The organism is Iodobacter violaceini (assembly GCF_011601265.1).
GTDB classification, from domain to species: domain Bacteria; phylum Pseudomonadota; class Gammaproteobacteria; order Burkholderiales; family Chitinibacteraceae; genus Iodobacter; species Iodobacter violaceini.
This window is the reverse complement of the sequence record NZ_JAAOLX010000007.1, coordinates 260,368-278,444: the sequence shown is the minus strand read 5'-3', so window position 1 is coordinate 278,444 and position 18,077 is coordinate 260,368. Positions and strand designations below refer to the sequence as shown.

Genomic DNA, 18,077 nt, shown 5'->3' with positions numbered 1-18,077 from the left:
AATGGCTTCAAAGGGGGAGCCTTTGAAGCCGTGAAGTGATTAAGCTTAAATACTTACAATTTTAAAACCACACCCCATAGCGGCGGATGTAGATGGTTTTTACCAGCTGCGCCAGCATCATATAACCCAGCATTGTGGCGGCCAGCCAGTACCAGTAGGATGAATCGAGCGATATAAAACCGATGGATTCAGCCAGTGGCGAGAAAGGCAGCCAGCAGCCGATAGCAACGGCAACAACGGTGGATACCATGACCGGCAGCGAGGCGCGGCTTTGGATAAACGGAATCTTGCGGGTGCGCAGCATATGCACCACCAGGGTTTGTGATACCAGCCCCACAATAAACCAGCCTGAATTCATAATGCTCTGGCCACCGCCGTCGGCGTAATACGCGGCTCCGGCACCAAATACCGTCCACATCAGGATGTAGGTGGTGATATCAAACACCGATGAAGTCGGGCCAAGCCAGACCATAAAGCGGCGAATATTCCCGGCTTCCCATTTGCGTGGTTTTTTCAGGAACTCCTTATCCATTTTGTCCCAAGGCAAGACCAGCTGGGAGATATCGTAAATCAGGTTTTGGATCAGCAAATGCATGGCCAGCATTGGCTCCCAGGGCAGCCAGGCCGAGGCGACCAGCACCGAGAACACATTGCCGAAGTTAGAGCTGGCTGTGATATTCAGGTATTTCAGAATATTGCCGAAGGTTTCCCGCCCCTTAATGACGCCTTCTTCCAGCACCATTAAGTCTTTATCCAGCAAGATAATATCGGCAGTTTCTTTGGCAATATCGGCCCCGCTATCAACTGAAATCCCTACATCGGCATCACGCAGCGCGGGTGCATCGTTAATCCCGTCACCCAAAAAGCCCACAGTGTGGCCATTGGCTTGCAAGGCTTTCACCACGCGTGATTTATGCATTGGTGTGAGCTTGGCAAAGACTGTGCATTCCCTTACTGCCTGGCACAGCCCGATATCGTCCATAAGCTCGATTTCCGGCCCTAAGAGTGGCGTGCCAGGGTTGAGGCCAACATCACGGCAGACTTTGCTGGTGACAATCGGATTGTCGCCCGTCAGTACTTTGACGGCCACGCCATATTCTTGCAGCGCTTTAATCGCTGGGGCGGCGGATGCTTTAGGCGGGTCAAGAAAGGTTAGAAATCCGCGCACCACCAGATCTTTTTCATCGGACACTTTGTATTGATTCTGATTGCTGCTGATGGTTTTACTGGCAACCAGCAACACGCGGAAACCCTGGGCGTTGTAATCCTGCGTTTGCTTTAAGATGCGGATTTTCTCTGCCAGTGTCAGCTCGCGAACGGTATCGCCATCCTGAAAATGGGTGGATACGGCGAGCATTTCTTCGACCGCACCTTTGGAAATCATCAACTGCTGAGCTTTGCGATTTTCCAGCACAACGGTCAGGCGGCGGCGGATAAAATCAAAGGGCAGCTCGTCGATTTTGCTATAGCCAAGTGGCAGGTTATTCAGCTCGGCGGCGCGCTCGATCACCGCAATATCCATCAGGTTTTTCATGCCGCTCTGATGCACACTATTGAGCCATGCCAGATGCAAAATCCCCTCATCCAGCTCGCCATCGCAATTAAAATGCTGTTCCAGAATGATTTTATCCTGCGTCAGCGTGCCGGTTTTATCTGTGCATAACACATCCATTGCGCCAAAGTTTTGTACCGAATTCAGCCGTTTGACCACCACTTTGCGCCTGGCCATGGCGATTGCGCCCTTGGCCAGATTGGCCGAAACAATCATCGGCAGCATTTCTGGCGTCAGGCCCACGGCAACGGCCATGGCAAAGGTTAGTGCCGACAGCCAGTCACCCTTGGTCAGGCCATTAATCATAAATACCAGCGGCACCATTACCAGCATAAAGCGAATCAGCAGCCATGAAACACTGCTTACGCCGCGATCAAAGCTGGTTTCTGCGCGTTTATGGCTGAGTACATTTTTAGCCAGCGAGCCAAAGTAAGTATGGTTGCCGGTGGCAATCACCCGGGCGGTGGCGATGCCGCTCACCACATTGGTGCCCATAAAACAGATATTGCTGCGATCAAGCAGGCTTTCATCGCTGCGATGACCCGGCTTCGCGGATGTCCTGTCGGTCACATCTTCGCTGGATGCCGTCTGGGCGGATTTCTCCGCCACGTCGCCCAGCGTGTCGTATTTCTCGACCGGCAGCGCTTCACCGCTTAATACGGCCTGGCTGACAAATAAATCACGTGATTCTAAAAGCTCGATATCTGCCGGAATCATATCCCCCGCCTGCAGGCAGACAATATCGCCGACGACCACCTGGCTCATGGGTACTTCCAGCTTGCGGGTCTGGCCTTTGGCGGGTTTACGCAGCACTGTTGCGGTATTGCTGACGAGAGATTTGAGTTTTTCAGCTGATTTGCCGGTGCGATATTCCTGAAAGAAGCGTAATAAGCTGCTTAAAGTCACCATGGTGGTGAGAATAATAATCCCAACCCAGCTTTGCTCGCCCGCTTCGGCAAACTGCACATCGGTGAAGTAGGTGATAAAGGCAAGTACCAAAAGCACCATGACAAAGGGATTCTTAAAAGCGAGATAAAGCTGGACGAGGGCGTGAGGCGGTTTGTCGTGAGCGACCTCGTTGAGGCCGTTGGTTTTGAGCAGCCCGGCGGCGGCTGCATCACTTAAAGCGCTGGCTTGTGGTGCCGGCTGCCTGATGGCGGTGCTGTAGTTTTGGTGCATATTGATCTTCCTGTGCGCCAGCAGGAATGCATTGCATTATTCAGGCAAAGCAATCCCCTTTCGCGCTGGCGGGGCGCTGAAATAAAAGGAATAGATTTAATTGGCCCGCTGAATAACTTAATAGCAATTCAGCGGGCAATATCGGTTCGTCTGGCATTTTTTTATGTCCTGTCTGATTTAAATGATAATGATGAATTTAAAATGTTTAAGGCGAGCAAATACCTTTCATGTTTAAAATGAATAATTTTATTTATGTGCTCTGCTTAATTAAGCAGAGCCTGTTAAATCATTAAATATATGCCTGGCATCTTTAGCTGCGTAAGCGGGGCCTATTGCTTCTTAATCCCCACTGAATACGGCGCACATCCTGATGCTGGCTTAAGCCTATGGCCATCTGGATAAAGCTCTGGCGCAAGTCTGCCGATAAATTAAGCAGTACCGAAAGACAGAATGTGCCTTCGGGCTGACGAAAGATTTTTAGCTGCTGAGCCTGAAATCCAAGCAGATTTAGCTTGTGAATCAGCATCTTGCGCAGATCGCTGATCGTTGATTCAGAGCTGCTGATATTTAAAAAATACTGTGATTGATGAATCTCACGGGCATGCGTGCCCCGTATGGCGATGATAAGTCGTTTTAGAAAGTGCATTTCAGCCTCCGAAAAATAAAGGGAGGACGATTGATATCAATAAGGATGAAACCCAGCCACAGGCATAAAACAGCAGTTTGCTGTTTTATGTAATGGAGAAGGTGAGCGGGGCTAAGCCCAAAGACACCACACCCTGCGTTGCAGGATATGGCAGATTGAATCTGTTTATCCTGCTATACCGCGGTTAACCAACACAGATCGATTACATCCGTCGTTGTCCACAGACAGCCTCTCAGATAGTTAATATGCAGGGCATTTTACTGATCAGATAATTAATGTCAACAATAATTGTTTGATTAATTAATATTAATAATAATTGAATGCGAAAGGCATGTTGTTGGCTGCGGAATTAATTATTTTTATTATGACAAAGCGGAATAAATGAATTTACTCAGTTTATATTGGATTGGTTTATTTGGAGTACAACGATGAAGTGGTTGTGTGCCGGGGGAGCATTACAAGTATTGAATCATCGCAGGGCGGGAGAAGCCCGCGAGCAATGTTGAAAAATACGCAGGTTGTTTAGGTGCGCAATCCCCGCGAAGTATTTGATTTCTGCTTCGCCAAGAAAGTAAGCAAAGAAGGCGATCTCACGAAACACGCAGGCCCCTGCGCTGCGGACCGTCGGCTGCGGCTGGCATTGGCCCGCTGCCTCGCCCTCAAGCGATCTCCTGCCCCGCTTGTTCGGAGCTTGCGTGTTTCAAGGGGACTTTAAAGCCCTGTGCAGAGAGCGTGGTTATTGTGTTTTTTCGCGGTTTTTTAATGAAAAAACATAGTACTCAGTGCACATGGGGTGAAGCCCGTGCATTTTTCAGCTTTGCTCAAGGCTTTCACCCGACCTAAGTCAGATGCTCAGCTTGCCTGGCCGCAACAGTCGCTGCAAACGCATCAATAATCGGCTGCAGCTTGCTGTGTTTGAGCTTCAGCGCGGCCTGGTTTACCACGAGGCGCGAGCTGATTTCGCGGATGTCTTCTACGGCCACCAGATTATTGGCTTTGAGTGTGCTGCCCGTGGATACGAGGTCGACGATGGCATCGGCAAGGCCAACCAGCGGGGCCAGCTCCATAGAGCCGTAGAGCTTGATTAAATCGACGTGTACGCCTTTATTGGCAAAGTGTTCGCGCGCGCATTCAGTGTATTTGGTGGCGATGCGTAAACGGGCGCCTTGTTTTACCGCGCCTTCGTAATCAAAACCATTTTGCACGGCCACCATCAGCCGGCATTTGGCGATATCTAAGTCCAGTGGCAGATAAAGGCCAGCGCCGCCGTGTTCCAGCAGCACGTCTTTACCGGCAATGCCCAGGTCTGCCGCGCCGTATTGCACATAGGTGGGCACATCGGTGGCGCGCACAATAATCAGCCGGACGTCTTCCATATTGGTGCCAATAATCAGCTTGCGGCTGGATTCTGGCGCTTCAGAAGGGACAATTCCAGCAGCGGCCAGTAAGGGCAGCGTTTCTTCGAAGATACGACCTTTGGATAGCGCGATGGTGATCATAAATACGTCCGGTAGATTTAATGTGGCAGCGGCATTGCAATCAGCCTCTCTGGCTGAAGGCCAGAGAACAGGCCGCAGATACTGCATGTTTTTGCCCATGCCGCACGCCAGCCCGTGTTTCAGAGATTTAATCTCTTTGGCGAGGGGGGGTGCGGGCGTTTATTGGATTACTTAAATAATTTTAAGCTGACAGGGTATTTTGATGGCCAGCCGTTGATGGCTTTTGCGCCTTCCCACAGGGCAAAAATAGCTGAGCCAATGGCAATCCACCAAAGTGGCAGCGGGCTGTGCACAATAAAGCCAGCCAGCATCGCAAGGGCGTACAGGCAGCCCATCAGCAGTTGGAAATTACATGCACTGATGGCGTGTTGCTCTACATAGTCAGAATGCACACGGGCAAATTGCAGCACGATCAGGGGGATCATCAGGGCCAGTACCGCCATCGGCAGGATGGGGAGCCAGAATACGCCTGCAAGGTGGGCTAAAGCGGCTGCGCCTTTTTCATTTTGTGAAGGCAGGCGTGGCTTATTGTCTTGTTCTTCCGGGGCAGGTTTGGGATTGAAAATCAGCATGGTTATGTCCCAGGGTCGGTGTGTGTGCAGGCTAGGTTTTACCCTAATCTGTCTGCTTATGCAAAGCGGCCAGGAAAAAGTATTTTTGCAAAGCAGCCTGAGCGTTTAAGCCTGCCAGGGTGGGTTTTCTCTCCCTGGCAGCTTATGCGAGCCCGGTTTTACTCAGGAAATCCGCTCGATTTGGGCGCCAACAGCAGACAGCTTACGCTCGATATGCTCGTAACCGCGATCCAGGTGATAGATACGATCAACAATGGTTTCACCACTGGCAATCATGCCTGCAATCACTAAGGATGCCGATGCGCGCAGATCGGTGGCCATCACGGTAGCACCTTCCAGTTTTTCAACACCGGTCACAATGGCTGTATTGCCTTCGGTATTGATTTTGGCGCCCATGCGGATCAGCTCGGGTGCGTGCATAAAGCGGTTTTCAAAAATGGTTTCTGTGATCACGCCCGTGCCTTCCGCTACGCAGTTCAGCAGCATAAATTGCGCTTGCATATCGGTTGGAAAAGCAGGATAGGGCATGGTACGGATATTTACAGCCTTAGGGCGTTGTTTCATATCAATGGCGATCCAGTTGTCGCCCGCTTCGATATAAGCACCCGCTTCGCGCAGTTTTTCCAGCACGGCTTCCATGATATCCGCACGGGTATTGCGTAATACCAGCTTGCCCTGTGCTACGGCGGCGGCGATCAGGAAAGTGCCGGTTTCGATGCGATCCGGCACGATGGCGTGTTCTGCACCGTGCAGCTCGGCTACGCCTTCGATGGTAATGGTATCTGTGCCGTGGCCGCTGATTTTTGCGCCCATTTTGATCAGGCAATCTGCCAGATCGACGACTTCGGGTTCACGCGCAGCGTTTTCGATAATGGTGATACCGTCTGCCAGAGTGGCCGCCATCAGCAAGTTTTCTGTGCCGGTTACGGTAACCATATCGCAAACAATGCGTGCGCCTTTGAGCTTACCAGTGGCTTTTACATAGCCGTGCTCGATCACAATCTCGGCACCCATTGCTTGCAGGCCTTTGATGTGCTGATCAACCGGGCGGGCACCAATGGCGCAGCCACCTGGCAGGGAAACCTGAGCTTCACCAAAGCGGGCCAGTGTAGGCCCGAGCACCAGAATCGATGCGCGCATGGTTTTAACCAGCTCGTAAGGGGCGATCAGGGTAGTGACTTCACTGGCGGTGATTTCGTACTCGTGTACGTTATCGGTCATGACGCGCACGCCCATGCCCTGCAGCAATTTTTGCGTGGTTTTTACGTCAGCAAGCTGGGGAACATTGGTGAGGCGTAAAGTGCCCGCAGTCAGTAAGCTGGCACATAAAATAGGTAATGCAGCGTTTTTTGCGCCAGAGATAGAGATTTCACCAGCCAGCGGGGTGCCGCCAGTAATTTTTAATTTGTCCATTTGTCGAACTCTTGAAGTTATTTCAGGCAATACCAAAGCAGCGCGGCAACGCCGGCGATCAGCCATGGCAGATTGGTTAAGGCAGCCAGCTTTTGCGAGCTGCGGTCTGGCGGTTTTTTTGCGTCAACGATGGCTTGTTCCAGCCTGGCGCGGTTTTTTTCTATGCCATCAAGGTTGAAGCGATCTTCTTTACTCACACTGCACGCTCTGCCCATTCGGCTGGCGTGAGCGTTTTTTCCAGCGACAGGGCGTGTAATTCACCCGAATCAATTTCTGGTTTAACCGCATCTTTTACTAAACGGTGGCGGGCCAGCAGGCCAAGACCTTCGAAGCGGGGGGATGCGATACGCGCATAAAAATGATGACCATCGCCTGTTACTTCAACCGCAGTGGCGCTGAGGCGATCGGTAAGCAAGGCTTGTACTGATTCGGGAGTCATGGGGTTATTGCCTTAATTTATAACCAGATTTAATCAATGCGTAGGCAGCGCTGCCAACGATCACTAAAGAAAGCGCTGCAACGGCTAATGCATGCCATGGCGATACATCGCTTACGCCAAAAAAGCCGTAGCGAAAACCGTCAATCATATAAAATATTGGGTTCCAGGCCGAAACGCCCTGCCAGAAGGCAGGCAGGCTGTGAATGGAATAGAACACGCCGGATAAAAACGTCAGCGGCATAATCAGAAAATTTTGAAATGCAGCCAGCTGATCATATTTTTCTGCCCAGATGCCCGCCAGGATGCCCAGGGCGGCCATCAAGGCCGAGCTGGTCAGCGCAAAAACTAAAATCCACAGCGGATGAGCAAAAGCCGGCAGGTTAAACCACATGGTGACAGCTAAAACGCCCGCACCCACAACAAGCCCGCGCACCATGGCTGCCAGCATATAGGCAAGGAAAAACTCCATATGTGAAAGCGGTGGCAAAAGGGCAAAAATCAGGCTGCCGGTTACTTTTGACTGAATCAGGCTGGAGGAAGAATTGGCAAAGCTGTTTTGCAGCACCGACATCATTACAAGGCCCGGAATCAGAAACGCGGTGTATTGCACGCCGGGATAGGGCTCTACATGGCTGTCGAGCACATGGGCAAAAATCAGCAGGTACATCAGCGCAGTGAGCACAGGCGCTGCTACGGTTTGAAAAGCAACTTTCCAAAAGCGCAGTACTTCTTTGTAAAACAGCGTGTAAAAACCTTGCATAGTGTCTTCTTGTCGCAGAGGGTGTGTGGGCAGTGATGTGCTGGTGGCGAATTAGCTGCCAGACATCATGTCGACAAAAATCGTTTCCAGATCGGCCTTGCCTACTTCGATATCTCTGAGCTGAACCGAGTTATTTCTGAGCTCGGTAAGGATGGCTTCCAGATCTTTGCAGTCTGCAAGTTTGAGCTCAAAGCCGTTATCACGTTCGCAAATCAGCAGCGGGGCAAGGGATGCAGGCAGTACGGCAGGTTTGATTTTAATAAACAATTCACGCGCCGCACCGCGGCTCATCAGCGTGTCTTTGTTTTCAAGGGAAATCAGCTCGCCTTTTTTAAGCATGGCGATGCGGTTGCACAGAGTTTCGGCTTCTTCTAAATAATGCGTCGTCAGCACAATGGTGTGGCCGTCACTATTAAGGCGGCGGATAAAATCCCACAGTGTTTTGCGCAGCTCTACGTCCACACCAGCGGTGGGCTCATCCAGTACGATGACGGGCGGGCGGTGCACCAGGGCTTGCGCCACCATCACACGGCGCTTCATGCCGCCGGATAAGGCCCGCATATTGGTGTTGGCTTTGTCGGTGAGGCCAAGGTTGGCAAGAATCTCGTCAATCCAGTCGCCATTATTGCGCAGGCCAAAATAGCCGGATTGGAATGTCAGCGTTTCGCGTACTGTAAAAAAGGGATCAAAGACCAGCTCTTGCGGAACAATGCCTACTGCCCGGCGGGCTTCGCGGTAGTCTTTCTGAACATCAAAGCCCATTACAGAAATATGCCCGGATGTGGGCCGGGATAAGCCTGCAAGGGCAGAAATCAGTGTGGTTTTACCGGCACCATTGGGGCCCAGCAGGGCAAAAAAATCACCCTGCTCTACCGTAAAGCTCACGCCTTTTAGTGCATGAAAATCGCCGAATTGCTTGGCTACTGATTCAAAAACAATTGCGCTCAAGGGGCTACCCCGGCAACAGCGCTTGCTGGCAGGCTGGCAGGTGCGCTTGCCGCAGATGCATTTGCACGCTGCTCTTTCGCTGCATCAATCGCATCAAGCTCTTCGTCTGTCGGGCCTAATTGCAGAGGCTTGGGCGGGTTGCCGTCCCATACTCTGAAGTATCTGCGTTGCAGATAGGCATCACGTATATAGGCGTAAGGGTCAGCTTGTGAATTTACCAGCTGATCCAGCGGCAGCAGCTGACGGCGCTGCTCAATGCCCCATGCTCCATAGCGAATCACTTGTGTGCTTAGCTCCTGGGAGCCATCCCAGATATCTAACGGATCAGCAAAGAAGCGTACAGCTAAATCGCTGCTGTCTCTGAGCGTGGTTGGGCCACGAAAAGGAATCATTAAATAGGGGCCGGAACCCATTCCCCAGCTGCCCAAAGCCTGACCAATGTCTTCATCGCTTTTCTTCAGGCCCATATCGCTGGCCCAGTCGACTAAGCCAAACATGCCCAGTGTGGTGTTAACCAAGACTCGGCCCATGCTGTGGCTTGCTTCGCTGCCTTTGCCTTGCAGCAGGGCACCAAACGATGCAAAGAAATCATCGATATTGTCAAAGAAATTACTCGCACCCTGCTTAACAGGGCCAGGGGAGTATTTTTCGTGTGCTTCGGCGGCAGGTTTAACCACGGCTTTATCTATCGTGTTGTTAAACGCATAAATACCGCGATTCACAGGCTCGATAGGGTCGTAGTTATTCTGTGGCGTCGCACATGCGCCAAGCAGGAGGGCAAAAAAAGGAAGAAGACGGCGCATGTGTGTCGTAAATAAGTGAGCAAGGTCGATATTCTAGGCTGATTTGCAGCTGAGCGCTGCTTTATAGAACGGCGCTCAGTGCAATCGGGGCAGAAAATTTATATCTGCTTACTCAGTGGTAAAAGAGCATCTACTTCGTAGAGGCGAATCAAACCGGCCAGCCCCTCAGGCACACCAGAAAATTGCAATTCTGCCCCTTGCTTTTGGGCGGTGCGCATCCAGTGTAAGAGCAGCGCAACAGCGCTGGAATCTGCTGCTGTGATTTGGCTTAAGTCTACATTCAGCTGCTCGCCTTGCCCCAGGCTGGGCAATGTGGCGAGCTGGCGGCTTGCGGATTCAAGCGTAAGCGTACCATCTGGCTGAAAGGTTTTCATTTGCTGGCGTTACGCTGCGCGTTATTACGATCAGATAATTGCTTGATGAGGCCATCAAGGCCATCTTTACGGATGATGGCATTAAACTGATTGCGGTTGTTATTGATAAAACTGATGCCATCAACTGCGATGTCGTAAGTTTTCCAGCCAGCATCGGTTTTTTCAAAGCTGAAATCAAGCGGAATAGGCTTTTGGCCAGGCAGGCTGACTTCGGTCAGCACGACCATTTCACTGGAGTCGTTGCCCGCGCGAGTGCCTTTTACATCAACCTGTGCGTTTTTGTAGATAGACAGCGCAGAGAAGTAAGTGCGAACCAGCATCGTACGGAATTCGCGTGTTAAAGCCTGCTGTTGTTCCGGCGTTGCTGTTTTCCAGTTGCGCCCGACAGCCAGCATAGTCATGCGGTTGTAGTCAGCCAGCGGTGCAACCCGTGTATCGACTAAATCTCTGGCTTTCAGCTGATCCCTATCGTTTTTCCTGATGATTTCCAGCACATCACGGCTGACATTTTTTACAATCAATTCTGGCGATTCAACTGGCGCGGCAAGGCTGCAGGTTGCGATAAAACCCATTGAGAGGGCGAGGATCCATTTTTTCATTTTGTGTACTCCATTGATATTGCTTACGATCATTTCTCAGCAGCGGTTTCTGCTTTGTTAAACAGCACCCGGCTGATCAATTGCTCCAGCACAATGGCTGAAGAAGTAATGGTGAAGCTATTTCCAGCCTGAAGCATTTTGTCGTCTGCGCCAGATGTAACGCCGATATATTGTTCACCTAAGAGACCTGAGGTGAGGATTTCTGCAGAAGCATCTTTGCTGAAATGATAGCGGCTATCCATATCCAGCTTCACCCGTGCAACGTAACGCTCTGTATCCAGAGTGATACTACTCACACGGCCAACCAAAACCCCGGCACTTTTCACAGGGGCACGTACTTTAAGCCCGCCTACATTGTCGAAATTAGCTGTAAGCTCGTAGCTGTCGGAAGCCGGTAAAGTGGTCTGGCTGCTGACGCGCAAAGATAAAAACAGCAAGGCGGCAATGCCTGCAGCGGCAAACAGACCTACCCAGAAATCAATCATGCCTCTTTTCATTTTAATACCCCTTAGACACTTAACAGCGGATGCACCGGCCATAAGCCGGGACATCCGGAAATTCTTAAATTCCTCTGAACATAAAGGCGGTGAGCACAAAGTCCAGCGCCAGAATGACAAGTGAGCTGGTCACAACCGTACGGGTTGTTGCTCCAGATACGCCCTCAGCGGTAGGCGGCGCATCATACCCTTCAAAGACCGCAATGAGTGAGATGGCAACACCAAATACCACGCTCTTGATCACGCCGTTGATGACATCCTGGCGAAAATCCACTGCGCTTTGCATTTGCGACCAAAAAGCGCCTTCATCCAGCCCAAGCAGCTTTACCCCAATCAGATAGCCGCCAAAAATACCCATTGCACTGAACATGGCCGCAAGCAGAGGCATAGAGATCACGCCCCCCCAGAAACGCGGTGCAACGACGCGGGCGATGGGGTTAACGGCCATCATTTCCATTGCCGCCAGTTGTTCTGTGGCTTTCATCAAGCCAATCTCTGCGGTAATGGCCGAGCCTGCACGGCTGGCAAACAGTAAAGCACCCACCACAGGCCCCAGCTCTCGGACCAATGACAGGGCCACTAAAATGCCCAGCGATTCGGTAGCACCAAAGCGCTGCAGCGTATCAAAACCTTGCAGGGCCAGGACCATGCCTACAAACAGGCCTGATACCGCAATAATCAATACAGAGAGCACACCCGCAAACCAGATTTCACGCATTGTAAGCTGAAACCTGAGCAAGGAGGTAGGGGAATGACGCAGGATAGCCAGCATAAAGCGGCAGGCAAAGCCCAGCTTGATGATGATGTTGCTGAACGGCCGGCCAAATTTTGAGATGGCGTTAAACAGATAATTAAGCACGGGGTGGCTCCAATCCCAGATCGCTGGCATAGGGGACAGCGGGTTTGTGGAAAGGCACAGGGCCGTCTGTTTCCCCATTGATAAACTGTTTTACAAAAGGGTGTGTTGATGAGCGAACTTGTTCTGGCGTGCCTTCGGCAACAATTTTTCCGTCGGCCAGAAAATAGACGTAGTCCACAATCGACAGCGATTCTTCAACATCGTGCGTCACAATCACCGATGCCGTGCCAAGGGCATCATTCAAATTGCGGATCAGCTGGCCGATCGTGGCGAGCGAAATGGGATCTAAACCCGTAAATGGCTCGTCATAAAGCATCACAGCAGGGTCAAGGGCAATTGCCCTTGCCAGTGCCACGCGTCTTGCCATGCCGCCGGACAGCTCTGATGGCATCTGATCACTGACGCCCCGTAAGCCTACGGCGTTCAGTTTCATCAGCACTAAATCACGGATCATGGATTCGGGCAGATTGCTGCGCTCTCTGAGCGGAAATGCCACGTTATCAAATACAGATAAGTCAGTAAAAAGCGCGCCAAACTGAAACAACATGCCAAGTTTTTTACGCATTTTATAAAGACTGGCCTCGTTCATCCTGCCCACATCCTCTCCGGCAACCGTCAGCTTGCCCATATGGGGCTGAATTTGCCCGCCAATCAACTTGAGGATGGTGGTTTTGCCCGAGCCGGATCCACCCATGATGGCGACCACCTGGCCGGGCTTGATGCTCAGCGATACATCGGTAAGCACCGGACGTTCACCGTAAGCAAAGCTCACATTCTCAAACTGGACCAGCGAGGAAGGCATGGTTCACGATACTCTTGGCATAAAAAGGGGGTATTGTAGGTGTGTCTGGCCTGATCAGGTAGGTTAACTTTGTATGAAAATGTATGGAATTATTGCCATGCAGCAAAGCTGGCTTGTCACGGCAAGTCTTGTATCGCTTTTGCTGCCGCGGAATCAGCCCTGATTCATTGTGTTTTTTGCCCTGATAAACCCGCCAAAAACGGCATGCAAACACACGAAAAAACAACATTTCTATCGTATTTATTCCTGCTGGTTGTCAATTTAATCCCCGCTTTATTTAACGACTGATGAGCATTGCATCTGCAGCGTTTTATTGCGCTCAGGTAAAGGCTTGTCCGTCCAGATATTTGTTTAATTTTTACTGAATCCTCGTACTAGTATGAAAGCAAGCGTTCATCCATAGACAGGATCATCAATGTATCTGGAACACTTTGGCTTAAACGAACCCCCTTTCCGGATTACGCCGCACCCTGAGTTTTTCTTTGTCGGGGCTGAGCGGGGCGCTACTCTGGATGCCTTGATTTATGCCGTCCTGGCAGGAGAAGGCTTGGTTAAAGTGGTGGGGGAGGTTGGAAGTGGCAAAACTATGCTGTGCAGGGTGTTGATGGAGCGTTTACCCGCCAGCGTGGACAGCGTTTATATCGCTAATCCCGCCATGAAGCCGGATGAATTAATGCTGATGATTGCTGACGATCTGGGCATAGTCTGCGATGCAACATACACGAGTGGCAGAGTCAGGGATTTACAGGCGGCCTTACTCGAGCGCTTTGCCACAGGGCGGCAGGTGGTCATTCTGATCGATGAAGCCCATGCCATGCCAACAGAAAGCCTGGAGGCCGTCAGGCTGCTTTCAAATCTGGATCATGGCCACCATAAATTATTGCAAATTGTATTGTTTGGGCAAACCGAGCTGGATGCGCGTTTGGCCAGGCAGGATTTACGCCAATTACGCGAGCGGATTACCCATGTATTTCAGCTGGCGCCGCTTAAAGCAAAAGATATTGAATCTTATATCGATTTTCGGATGCGCACGGCTGGGTATCGTGGGCCAGAGTTATTTCAAGCCGAGGCTTTGTCGTCTATTTATCGCGCTTCGGAAGGTTTAACCCGGCGGATAAATATTTTGGCGGATAAAGCTTTAATGGCTGCATTTTGCCAGAGCCAGCATTCAATTACAGCAAAGCATGTAAGCGCGGCGGTGAAAGACAGCGCTTTCAAACCGGTTAAAAAGCGCACCGGATGGGGATGGATTGTGCTGTCTGTGGGGCTGGCCGGAGGTGTGTGGGCTGGCCTGATGCAAGCCGCAAACCCGCCGGCACAAGTGATTGTGGCATCGGCTCCTCTGGCATTAGCCAGCAGCCCGGAAGCCCTGGCCCCGGATTTGCCGCTTACTGCAGCTTTGCGGCAAAAACTGACTGAATCCAGGCAAAAAATGAATCGTGCTGAGGCGAGTGATACGGCGGTTATGCTGCTGGTGACTTCTCAATCCAAAACGGCTGAATTAGAAAAATTCCTGGCACAGGCCGCTTTGTTATTACCCCATGAGCAATTATTAATTTACCCCGCTGAAGTCAGGGGCAGTAAAGGCTGGGGCCTGGTTTATGGCCTTTTTCCTGATAAAAACAGTGCCAAAGCTGCAATGGCCAGTCTGCCGGAATCACTCAGAAAAAATAAGCCTATTTTGCGCACTGTGGGAGGGATGCGGGACGAATTGTGGAATTTGTAAGCGTGAATAAATAGCAGAGATAAGCTATTAATCAGGAATTATTAATTATTCCATTCTATAAATTATTTCATGCCGAACTTAAATGGCTGGCCTGATGATGTATTGATCCGGCTATTAAACAGCAGATGTTTCTGTATGAGTGCTCAATAATGCGGTGGCAAATTTTAATTCTGGTTTTCTTGCTCAGTGCCTGCGCCGGTCAATCGGGCCTGGAGATGGAAACTGGCCGCCATTTAGAAGCTAAAGCCGTTTCTTCTGAGATTCCAAAACCGGTCAGTGCAATGCCTGTTTTACCTAAACCGCAGCCTGCTGCTAAAACGGCTACCTATAGCGTCGTGGTGCATCAGGTGCCTGTAAATGAAATTTTATTTGCTCTTGGGCGGGATGCCAGAATAAATGTGGATGTGCATGCCGGGGTAAGTGGCAATGTTACATTAAATGCCATCAATCAGACGCTGCCGCAAATATTAGAGCGGATGAGTAAACAAGTTGATTTGCGCTGGGAATTAGAAAACGGCGTATTAACCGTTACGCCAGATTTGCCTTATCTTAAAACCTACAGAATGAATTATTTTAATTTATCCAGAAACGTTAAATCTAACGTTACGCTGGCTAATTCGGTAAGCAGTGGCAGTGGTGGCGGGTCTGGTAATAGCTCTAATACGCAAATTGATATGCTGGCCGATCATCATCTGTGGAAACAGATCGATTTAAATTTAAAAGAGCTGCTGGGTATATCTGCTGATGCGAAAAATGGCGGGGCGCAGCTGGGGGCTATTGTGCAGGATCAAAGCGCGCAGGCTGTTAAAAGCAATGTCTCTGCTGATAAAAAAGAAGTCGTTAAAACAGCTGCAGAAGCAGCTAAAGCGGCCAAAGATATAGCTCAGGCTAATAAAACCAATGCAGAAACAGAAAAAATAAAATCAGGTGAATCGCAGCCCATTAATAAAACCAGCCCGCCGGCAGATAGCAGCAGACTCGTTATTCTTAATCCGGAAACAGGTGTTGTTACAGTAAGGGCCAGCCAGAAAGAACACGCAAAAGTAGCAGAGTATTTAAATGCAGTACAAAGCGGTGCTTTGCGTCAGGTACTGATTGAGGCCACGATTGTAGAGGTTTTATTATCTGATCAGTATCAGGCGGGGGTGGACTGGAGCCGGATTGGCGAAACAGATAATCAGTTAAATTTTCAACAGAAATCCCTGGCTAATAATCTGGGTACTGCCCCTTTAAGTATTCTTTCATATACCAAAACGGGGGGTATTTTAAGCGGCACATTTAATTTCACTATTAAAATGCTGGAGCAATTTGGCCGTACCCGTGTTCTATCCAGCCCCAAAATCATGGCATTAAATAATCAGACGGCCGTAATGAAGGTTGTGGAAGAGCAGGTGTATTTTACAATTAAAGTAACACCACCCGTTGTAACTGATGGAAAAGTCACCACTCAGGCTACTTACGACAGCGAGCTGCATACAGTGCCTATTGGTTTGGTGATGCAGGTGACGCCGCAAATTTCTGAAGATGGCCAGGTTGCCCTGAATGTAAGGCCAACCATTACCAATATTAATTCATTTATTGAAGACCCTGCTGTGGCCATTCTGGCGGCCGCCAACAATACGCAAATTAAAAGTCTTGTGCCGATATTGCAGGTCAGGGAGTTTGATTCCACTTTAAAAGTAGCCAGCGGGCAAGTGGCTATTTTGGGCGGGTTAATTCAGGATTCATTAAATAATGACAGGCAGGGGGTGCCGGGTTTATCGCGAATGCCCTATGTGGGCGATTTATTCAGCTATCGCAATGATAAAGTCAGAAAAATTGAATTAGTGGTTTTTTTACGCCCTGTTTTAATCAGGGACAGCAGCGATTTAGGTAATTATCAGCAGTTTTTACCTAATGATCAGTTTTTTAAGAATGAAGCAGATCATGATTTATCGGCATTTCAGTCCGGAGGTGTTCCTTTGGGGACTAAACCATGAGCTTATTGCTGCAGGCCTTAAAAAAAGCGGAGGAAGCCAAACGGCTGCGTGAGGCGGCAGCTCTGGCCGCTGGTGATGACAATGCTGCAACTGATCAGGCCGCTGATCTGAATGCCCCCCTGCAGCTAAGTGATGCTGCTGAGGAGCCAGCGCCAGATGCGCAGGAGGAAGAAACTACTTTTTTATCTCTGGAAGATACTGAGCCCTTAGCCCCTTCTGCTGATGCACCATGGGAGTTTGTGCCGCTGCCATTAGATGATTTGGTACCGCCTCTTCCGTCTGGCGATCCGGCTCCAGCCGGTCAAGCCAATCAAACCGGTCAGGTTAATTCAGCCGTGGATGAGGCTAATTTACCGCCAGTGCTGCTTAATGAGCCAGAGCCTGAAGAAGATCTCACATGGCTGAAAAGCACACCTCCGCCTGCCGCTCCGGAAGAGCCAGCGGCTCCTGTGACAATGACGCCTCCTCCTCCTGCCCCCATCGTTGCTCCGCCGCCCGTGCTTAAGCTGCAGCAGCGTTCTAAAACGCTGCCCTGGCTGGTGTTGGGGGGCGTGGTGATTGTGGGGGGAATGGGCGGCTATTTCTGGTGGCAGTATCAGGCCCTGACCGTGTCTGCTGTTGCAGCACCAGCACCAGCACCAGCACCAGCACCAGCACCAGCACCAGCACCAGCAATCGCAGAGGCGGCCCTGGCCACACCCGCCGCCAGCCCGGTGCCAGCCACTCCGGCGCCAGTGCTGGCCGCCAGTGCCGTGGTGGCCGTGCTGACTCCTCCCCCCCTGCCTGCTCCTGCCCGCTACAAAGGGGATGCGGCCAGTGTGGAGGAGCGTTCCGGCGCACCCAATGGCGCAGGCATTCGTTTTGAAACCCAAAATAATGAGGCTGCCGTTCCGCTGCCGCTGGCGATGGCATACCGCTCGTTTCAGCAGGGCGATTATCGGGCGGCTGAAGAGGGCTACCGCCGCATGCTGCAGCAGGATGCCCGAAATCGTGATGCCTTGCTGGGAATGGCCGCTCTGGCGATGAAGCGGGGCGCAGGGGCAGAGGCCGCTCATTTTTACCGGCAAATATTATCGCTGTATCCAAGAGATGAAGTGGCGCAGTCGGCTTTGTATTCGCTGACCCCTGCGAATGAAAGCTCGGAAGCAGGCCTGCGCCAGCTCTCGGCTCAGCAGGCCGATGCCGCATTTGCCCTGGCTAATCTTTACGCAGGGCAAAATCGATGGAGCGAGGCACAGGGTGCGTATTTTCAGGCATTGTCACTGGATGCAGGCAATGCAGATTACGCATTTAATCTGGCTATCAGCCTGGAGCACTTACAAGAAAACAAATCTGCAGCAAGGTATTACCGGCAGGCCTTAGCAGGCAAAGGGACTTTTGACCGGGCAATTGCCGAAGCAAGATTGAAAGCTTTGGAGCCGCAATAATGA

At 50.9% G+C, this 18,077-nt stretch carries 19 protein-coding genes; 4 read left to right on the top strand and 15 right to left on the bottom strand.

Annotated features, from left to right (window positions below; all coding sequences use genetic code 11):
- Positions 1–61: 61 nt before the first annotated feature.
- Positions 62–2,731, bottom strand: coding sequence for a magnesium-translocating P-type ATPase (gene mgtA, locus HA050_RS15030; protein ID WP_166827782.1), 2,670 nt, complete (start codon positions 2,729–2,731; stop codon positions 62–64).
- A gap of 12 nt (positions 2,732–2,743) precedes the next feature.
- On the opposite strand from mgtA, the gene HA050_RS15025 reads away from it, so the two are divergent.
- Positions 2,744–2,971: a hypothetical protein gene (locus tag HA050_RS15025; protein WP_205836450.1), complete on the top strand. Its 228-nt coding sequence runs from the start codon at positions 2,744–2,746 to the stop codon at positions 2,969–2,971.
- Between the two features lie 70 nt (positions 2,972–3,041).
- Here HA050_RS15025 and HA050_RS15020 read toward each other — a convergent pair whose 3' ends face one another.
- The 14 genes from HA050_RS15020 to HA050_RS14955 all read right to left on the bottom strand — a co-directional run bounded on the left by HA050_RS15020 (position 3,042) and on the right by HA050_RS14955 (position 12,942).
- On the bottom strand, positions 3,042–3,377 hold the full coding sequence (locus tag HA050_RS15020; protein WP_166827777.1) for a hypothetical protein: 336 nt from the start codon (positions 3,375–3,377) through the stop codon (positions 3,042–3,044).
- Between the two features lie 839 nt (positions 3,378–4,216).
- On the bottom strand, positions 4,217–4,876 hold the full coding sequence (gene hisG / locus HA050_RS15015; RefSeq protein WP_166827920.1) for an ATP phosphoribosyltransferase: 660 nt from the start codon (positions 4,874–4,876) through the stop codon (positions 4,217–4,219).
- Positions 4,877–5,043: 167 nt separating this feature from the next.
- Complete coding sequence (locus HA050_RS15010; RefSeq protein ID WP_099397116.1) at positions 5,044–5,448, bottom strand: DUF4870 domain-containing protein; 405 nt, start codon at positions 5,446–5,448, stop codon at positions 5,044–5,046.
- A gap of 162 nt (positions 5,449–5,610) precedes the next feature.
- Positions 5,611–6,861 carry a UDP-N-acetylglucosamine 1-carboxyvinyltransferase gene (murA, locus tag HA050_RS15005; protein ID WP_166827774.1) on the bottom strand — a complete coding sequence of 417 codons (1,251 nt, stop codon included), beginning with the start codon at positions 6,859–6,861 and terminating at the stop codon, positions 5,611–5,613.
- A 17-nt stretch (positions 6,862–6,878) separates the two neighbouring features.
- Positions 6,879–7,058, bottom strand: a complete 180-nt coding sequence (locus HA050_RS15000) for a hypothetical protein (protein WP_166827772.1) — start codon at positions 7,056–7,058, stop codon at positions 6,879–6,881.
- Positions 7,055–7,300, bottom strand: coding sequence for a BolA family protein (locus HA050_RS14995; RefSeq protein ID WP_166827769.1), 246 nt, complete (start codon positions 7,298–7,300; stop codon positions 7,055–7,057). The genes HA050_RS15000 and HA050_RS14995 overlap by 4 nt, the downstream gene beginning before the upstream one ends.
- 4 nt (positions 7,301–7,304) lie before the next feature.
- Positions 7,305–8,060 carry an ABC transporter permease gene (locus HA050_RS14990; RefSeq protein ID WP_166827767.1) on the bottom strand — a complete coding sequence of 252 codons (756 nt, stop codon included), beginning with the start codon at positions 8,058–8,060 and terminating at the stop codon, positions 7,305–7,307.
- 51 nt (positions 8,061–8,111) lie between these two features.
- Complete coding sequence (locus HA050_RS14985; protein WP_115228677.1) at positions 8,112–9,008, bottom strand: ABC transporter ATP-binding protein; 897 nt, start codon at positions 9,006–9,008, stop codon at positions 8,112–8,114.
- Positions 9,005–9,811: an MlaA family lipoprotein gene (locus tag HA050_RS14980; RefSeq protein ID WP_166827764.1), complete on the bottom strand. Its 807-nt coding sequence runs from the start codon at positions 9,809–9,811 to the stop codon at positions 9,005–9,007. The genes HA050_RS14985 and HA050_RS14980 overlap by 4 nt, the downstream gene beginning before the upstream one ends.
- Positions 9,812–9,909: 98 nt before the next feature.
- Complete coding sequence (locus tag HA050_RS14975; RefSeq protein WP_166827761.1) at positions 9,910–10,185, bottom strand: STAS domain-containing protein; 276 nt, start codon at positions 10,183–10,185, stop codon at positions 9,910–9,912.
- Complete coding sequence (locus HA050_RS14970; RefSeq protein WP_166827758.1) at positions 10,182–10,784, bottom strand: MlaC/ttg2D family ABC transporter substrate-binding protein; 603 nt, start codon at positions 10,782–10,784, stop codon at positions 10,182–10,184. Before HA050_RS14970 ends, HA050_RS14975 begins: the two co-directional genes overlap by 4 nt.
- Positions 10,785–10,813: 29 nt before the next feature.
- The gene (gene mlaD / locus HA050_RS14965) at positions 10,814–11,281 is read right to left on the bottom strand and encodes an outer membrane lipid asymmetry maintenance protein MlaD (RefSeq protein WP_166827756.1); all 468 of its coding nucleotides are present in this window, start codon (positions 11,279–11,281) and stop codon (positions 10,814–10,816) included.
- Positions 11,282–11,345: 64 nt separating this feature from the next.
- On the bottom strand, positions 11,346–12,140 hold the full coding sequence (mlaE, locus tag HA050_RS14960) for a lipid asymmetry maintenance ABC transporter permease subunit MlaE (RefSeq protein ID WP_308418906.1): 795 nt from the start codon (positions 12,138–12,140) through the stop codon (positions 11,346–11,348).
- The gene (locus HA050_RS14955) at positions 12,133–12,942 is read right to left on the bottom strand and encodes an ABC transporter ATP-binding protein (protein ID WP_166827752.1); all 810 of its coding nucleotides are present in this window, start codon (positions 12,940–12,942) and stop codon (positions 12,133–12,135) included. Before HA050_RS14955 ends, mlaE begins: the two co-directional genes overlap by 8 nt.
- Before the next feature lie 415 nt (positions 12,943–13,357).
- Between HA050_RS14955 and HA050_RS14950 the strand changes: the two genes are divergently transcribed.
- The 3 genes from HA050_RS14950 to HA050_RS21965 all read left to right on the top strand — a co-directional run bounded on the left by HA050_RS14950 (position 13,358) and on the right by HA050_RS21965 (position 18,074).
- On the top strand, positions 13,358–14,668 hold the full coding sequence (locus HA050_RS14950; RefSeq protein ID WP_166827750.1) for an ExeA family protein: 1,311 nt from the start codon (positions 13,358–13,360) through the stop codon (positions 14,666–14,668).
- A gap of 149 nt (positions 14,669–14,817) precedes the next feature.
- On the top strand, positions 14,818–16,647 hold the full coding sequence (mshL, locus tag HA050_RS14945; RefSeq protein WP_166827748.1) for a pilus (MSHA type) biogenesis protein MshL: 1,830 nt from the start codon (positions 14,818–14,820) through the stop codon (positions 16,645–16,647).
- Positions 16,644–18,074, top strand: a complete 1,431-nt coding sequence (locus HA050_RS21965) for a tetratricopeptide repeat protein (protein ID WP_205836449.1) — start codon at positions 16,644–16,646, stop codon at positions 18,072–18,074. The genes mshL and HA050_RS21965 overlap by 4 nt, the downstream gene beginning before the upstream one ends.
- Positions 18,075–18,077 lie beyond the last annotated feature (3 nt).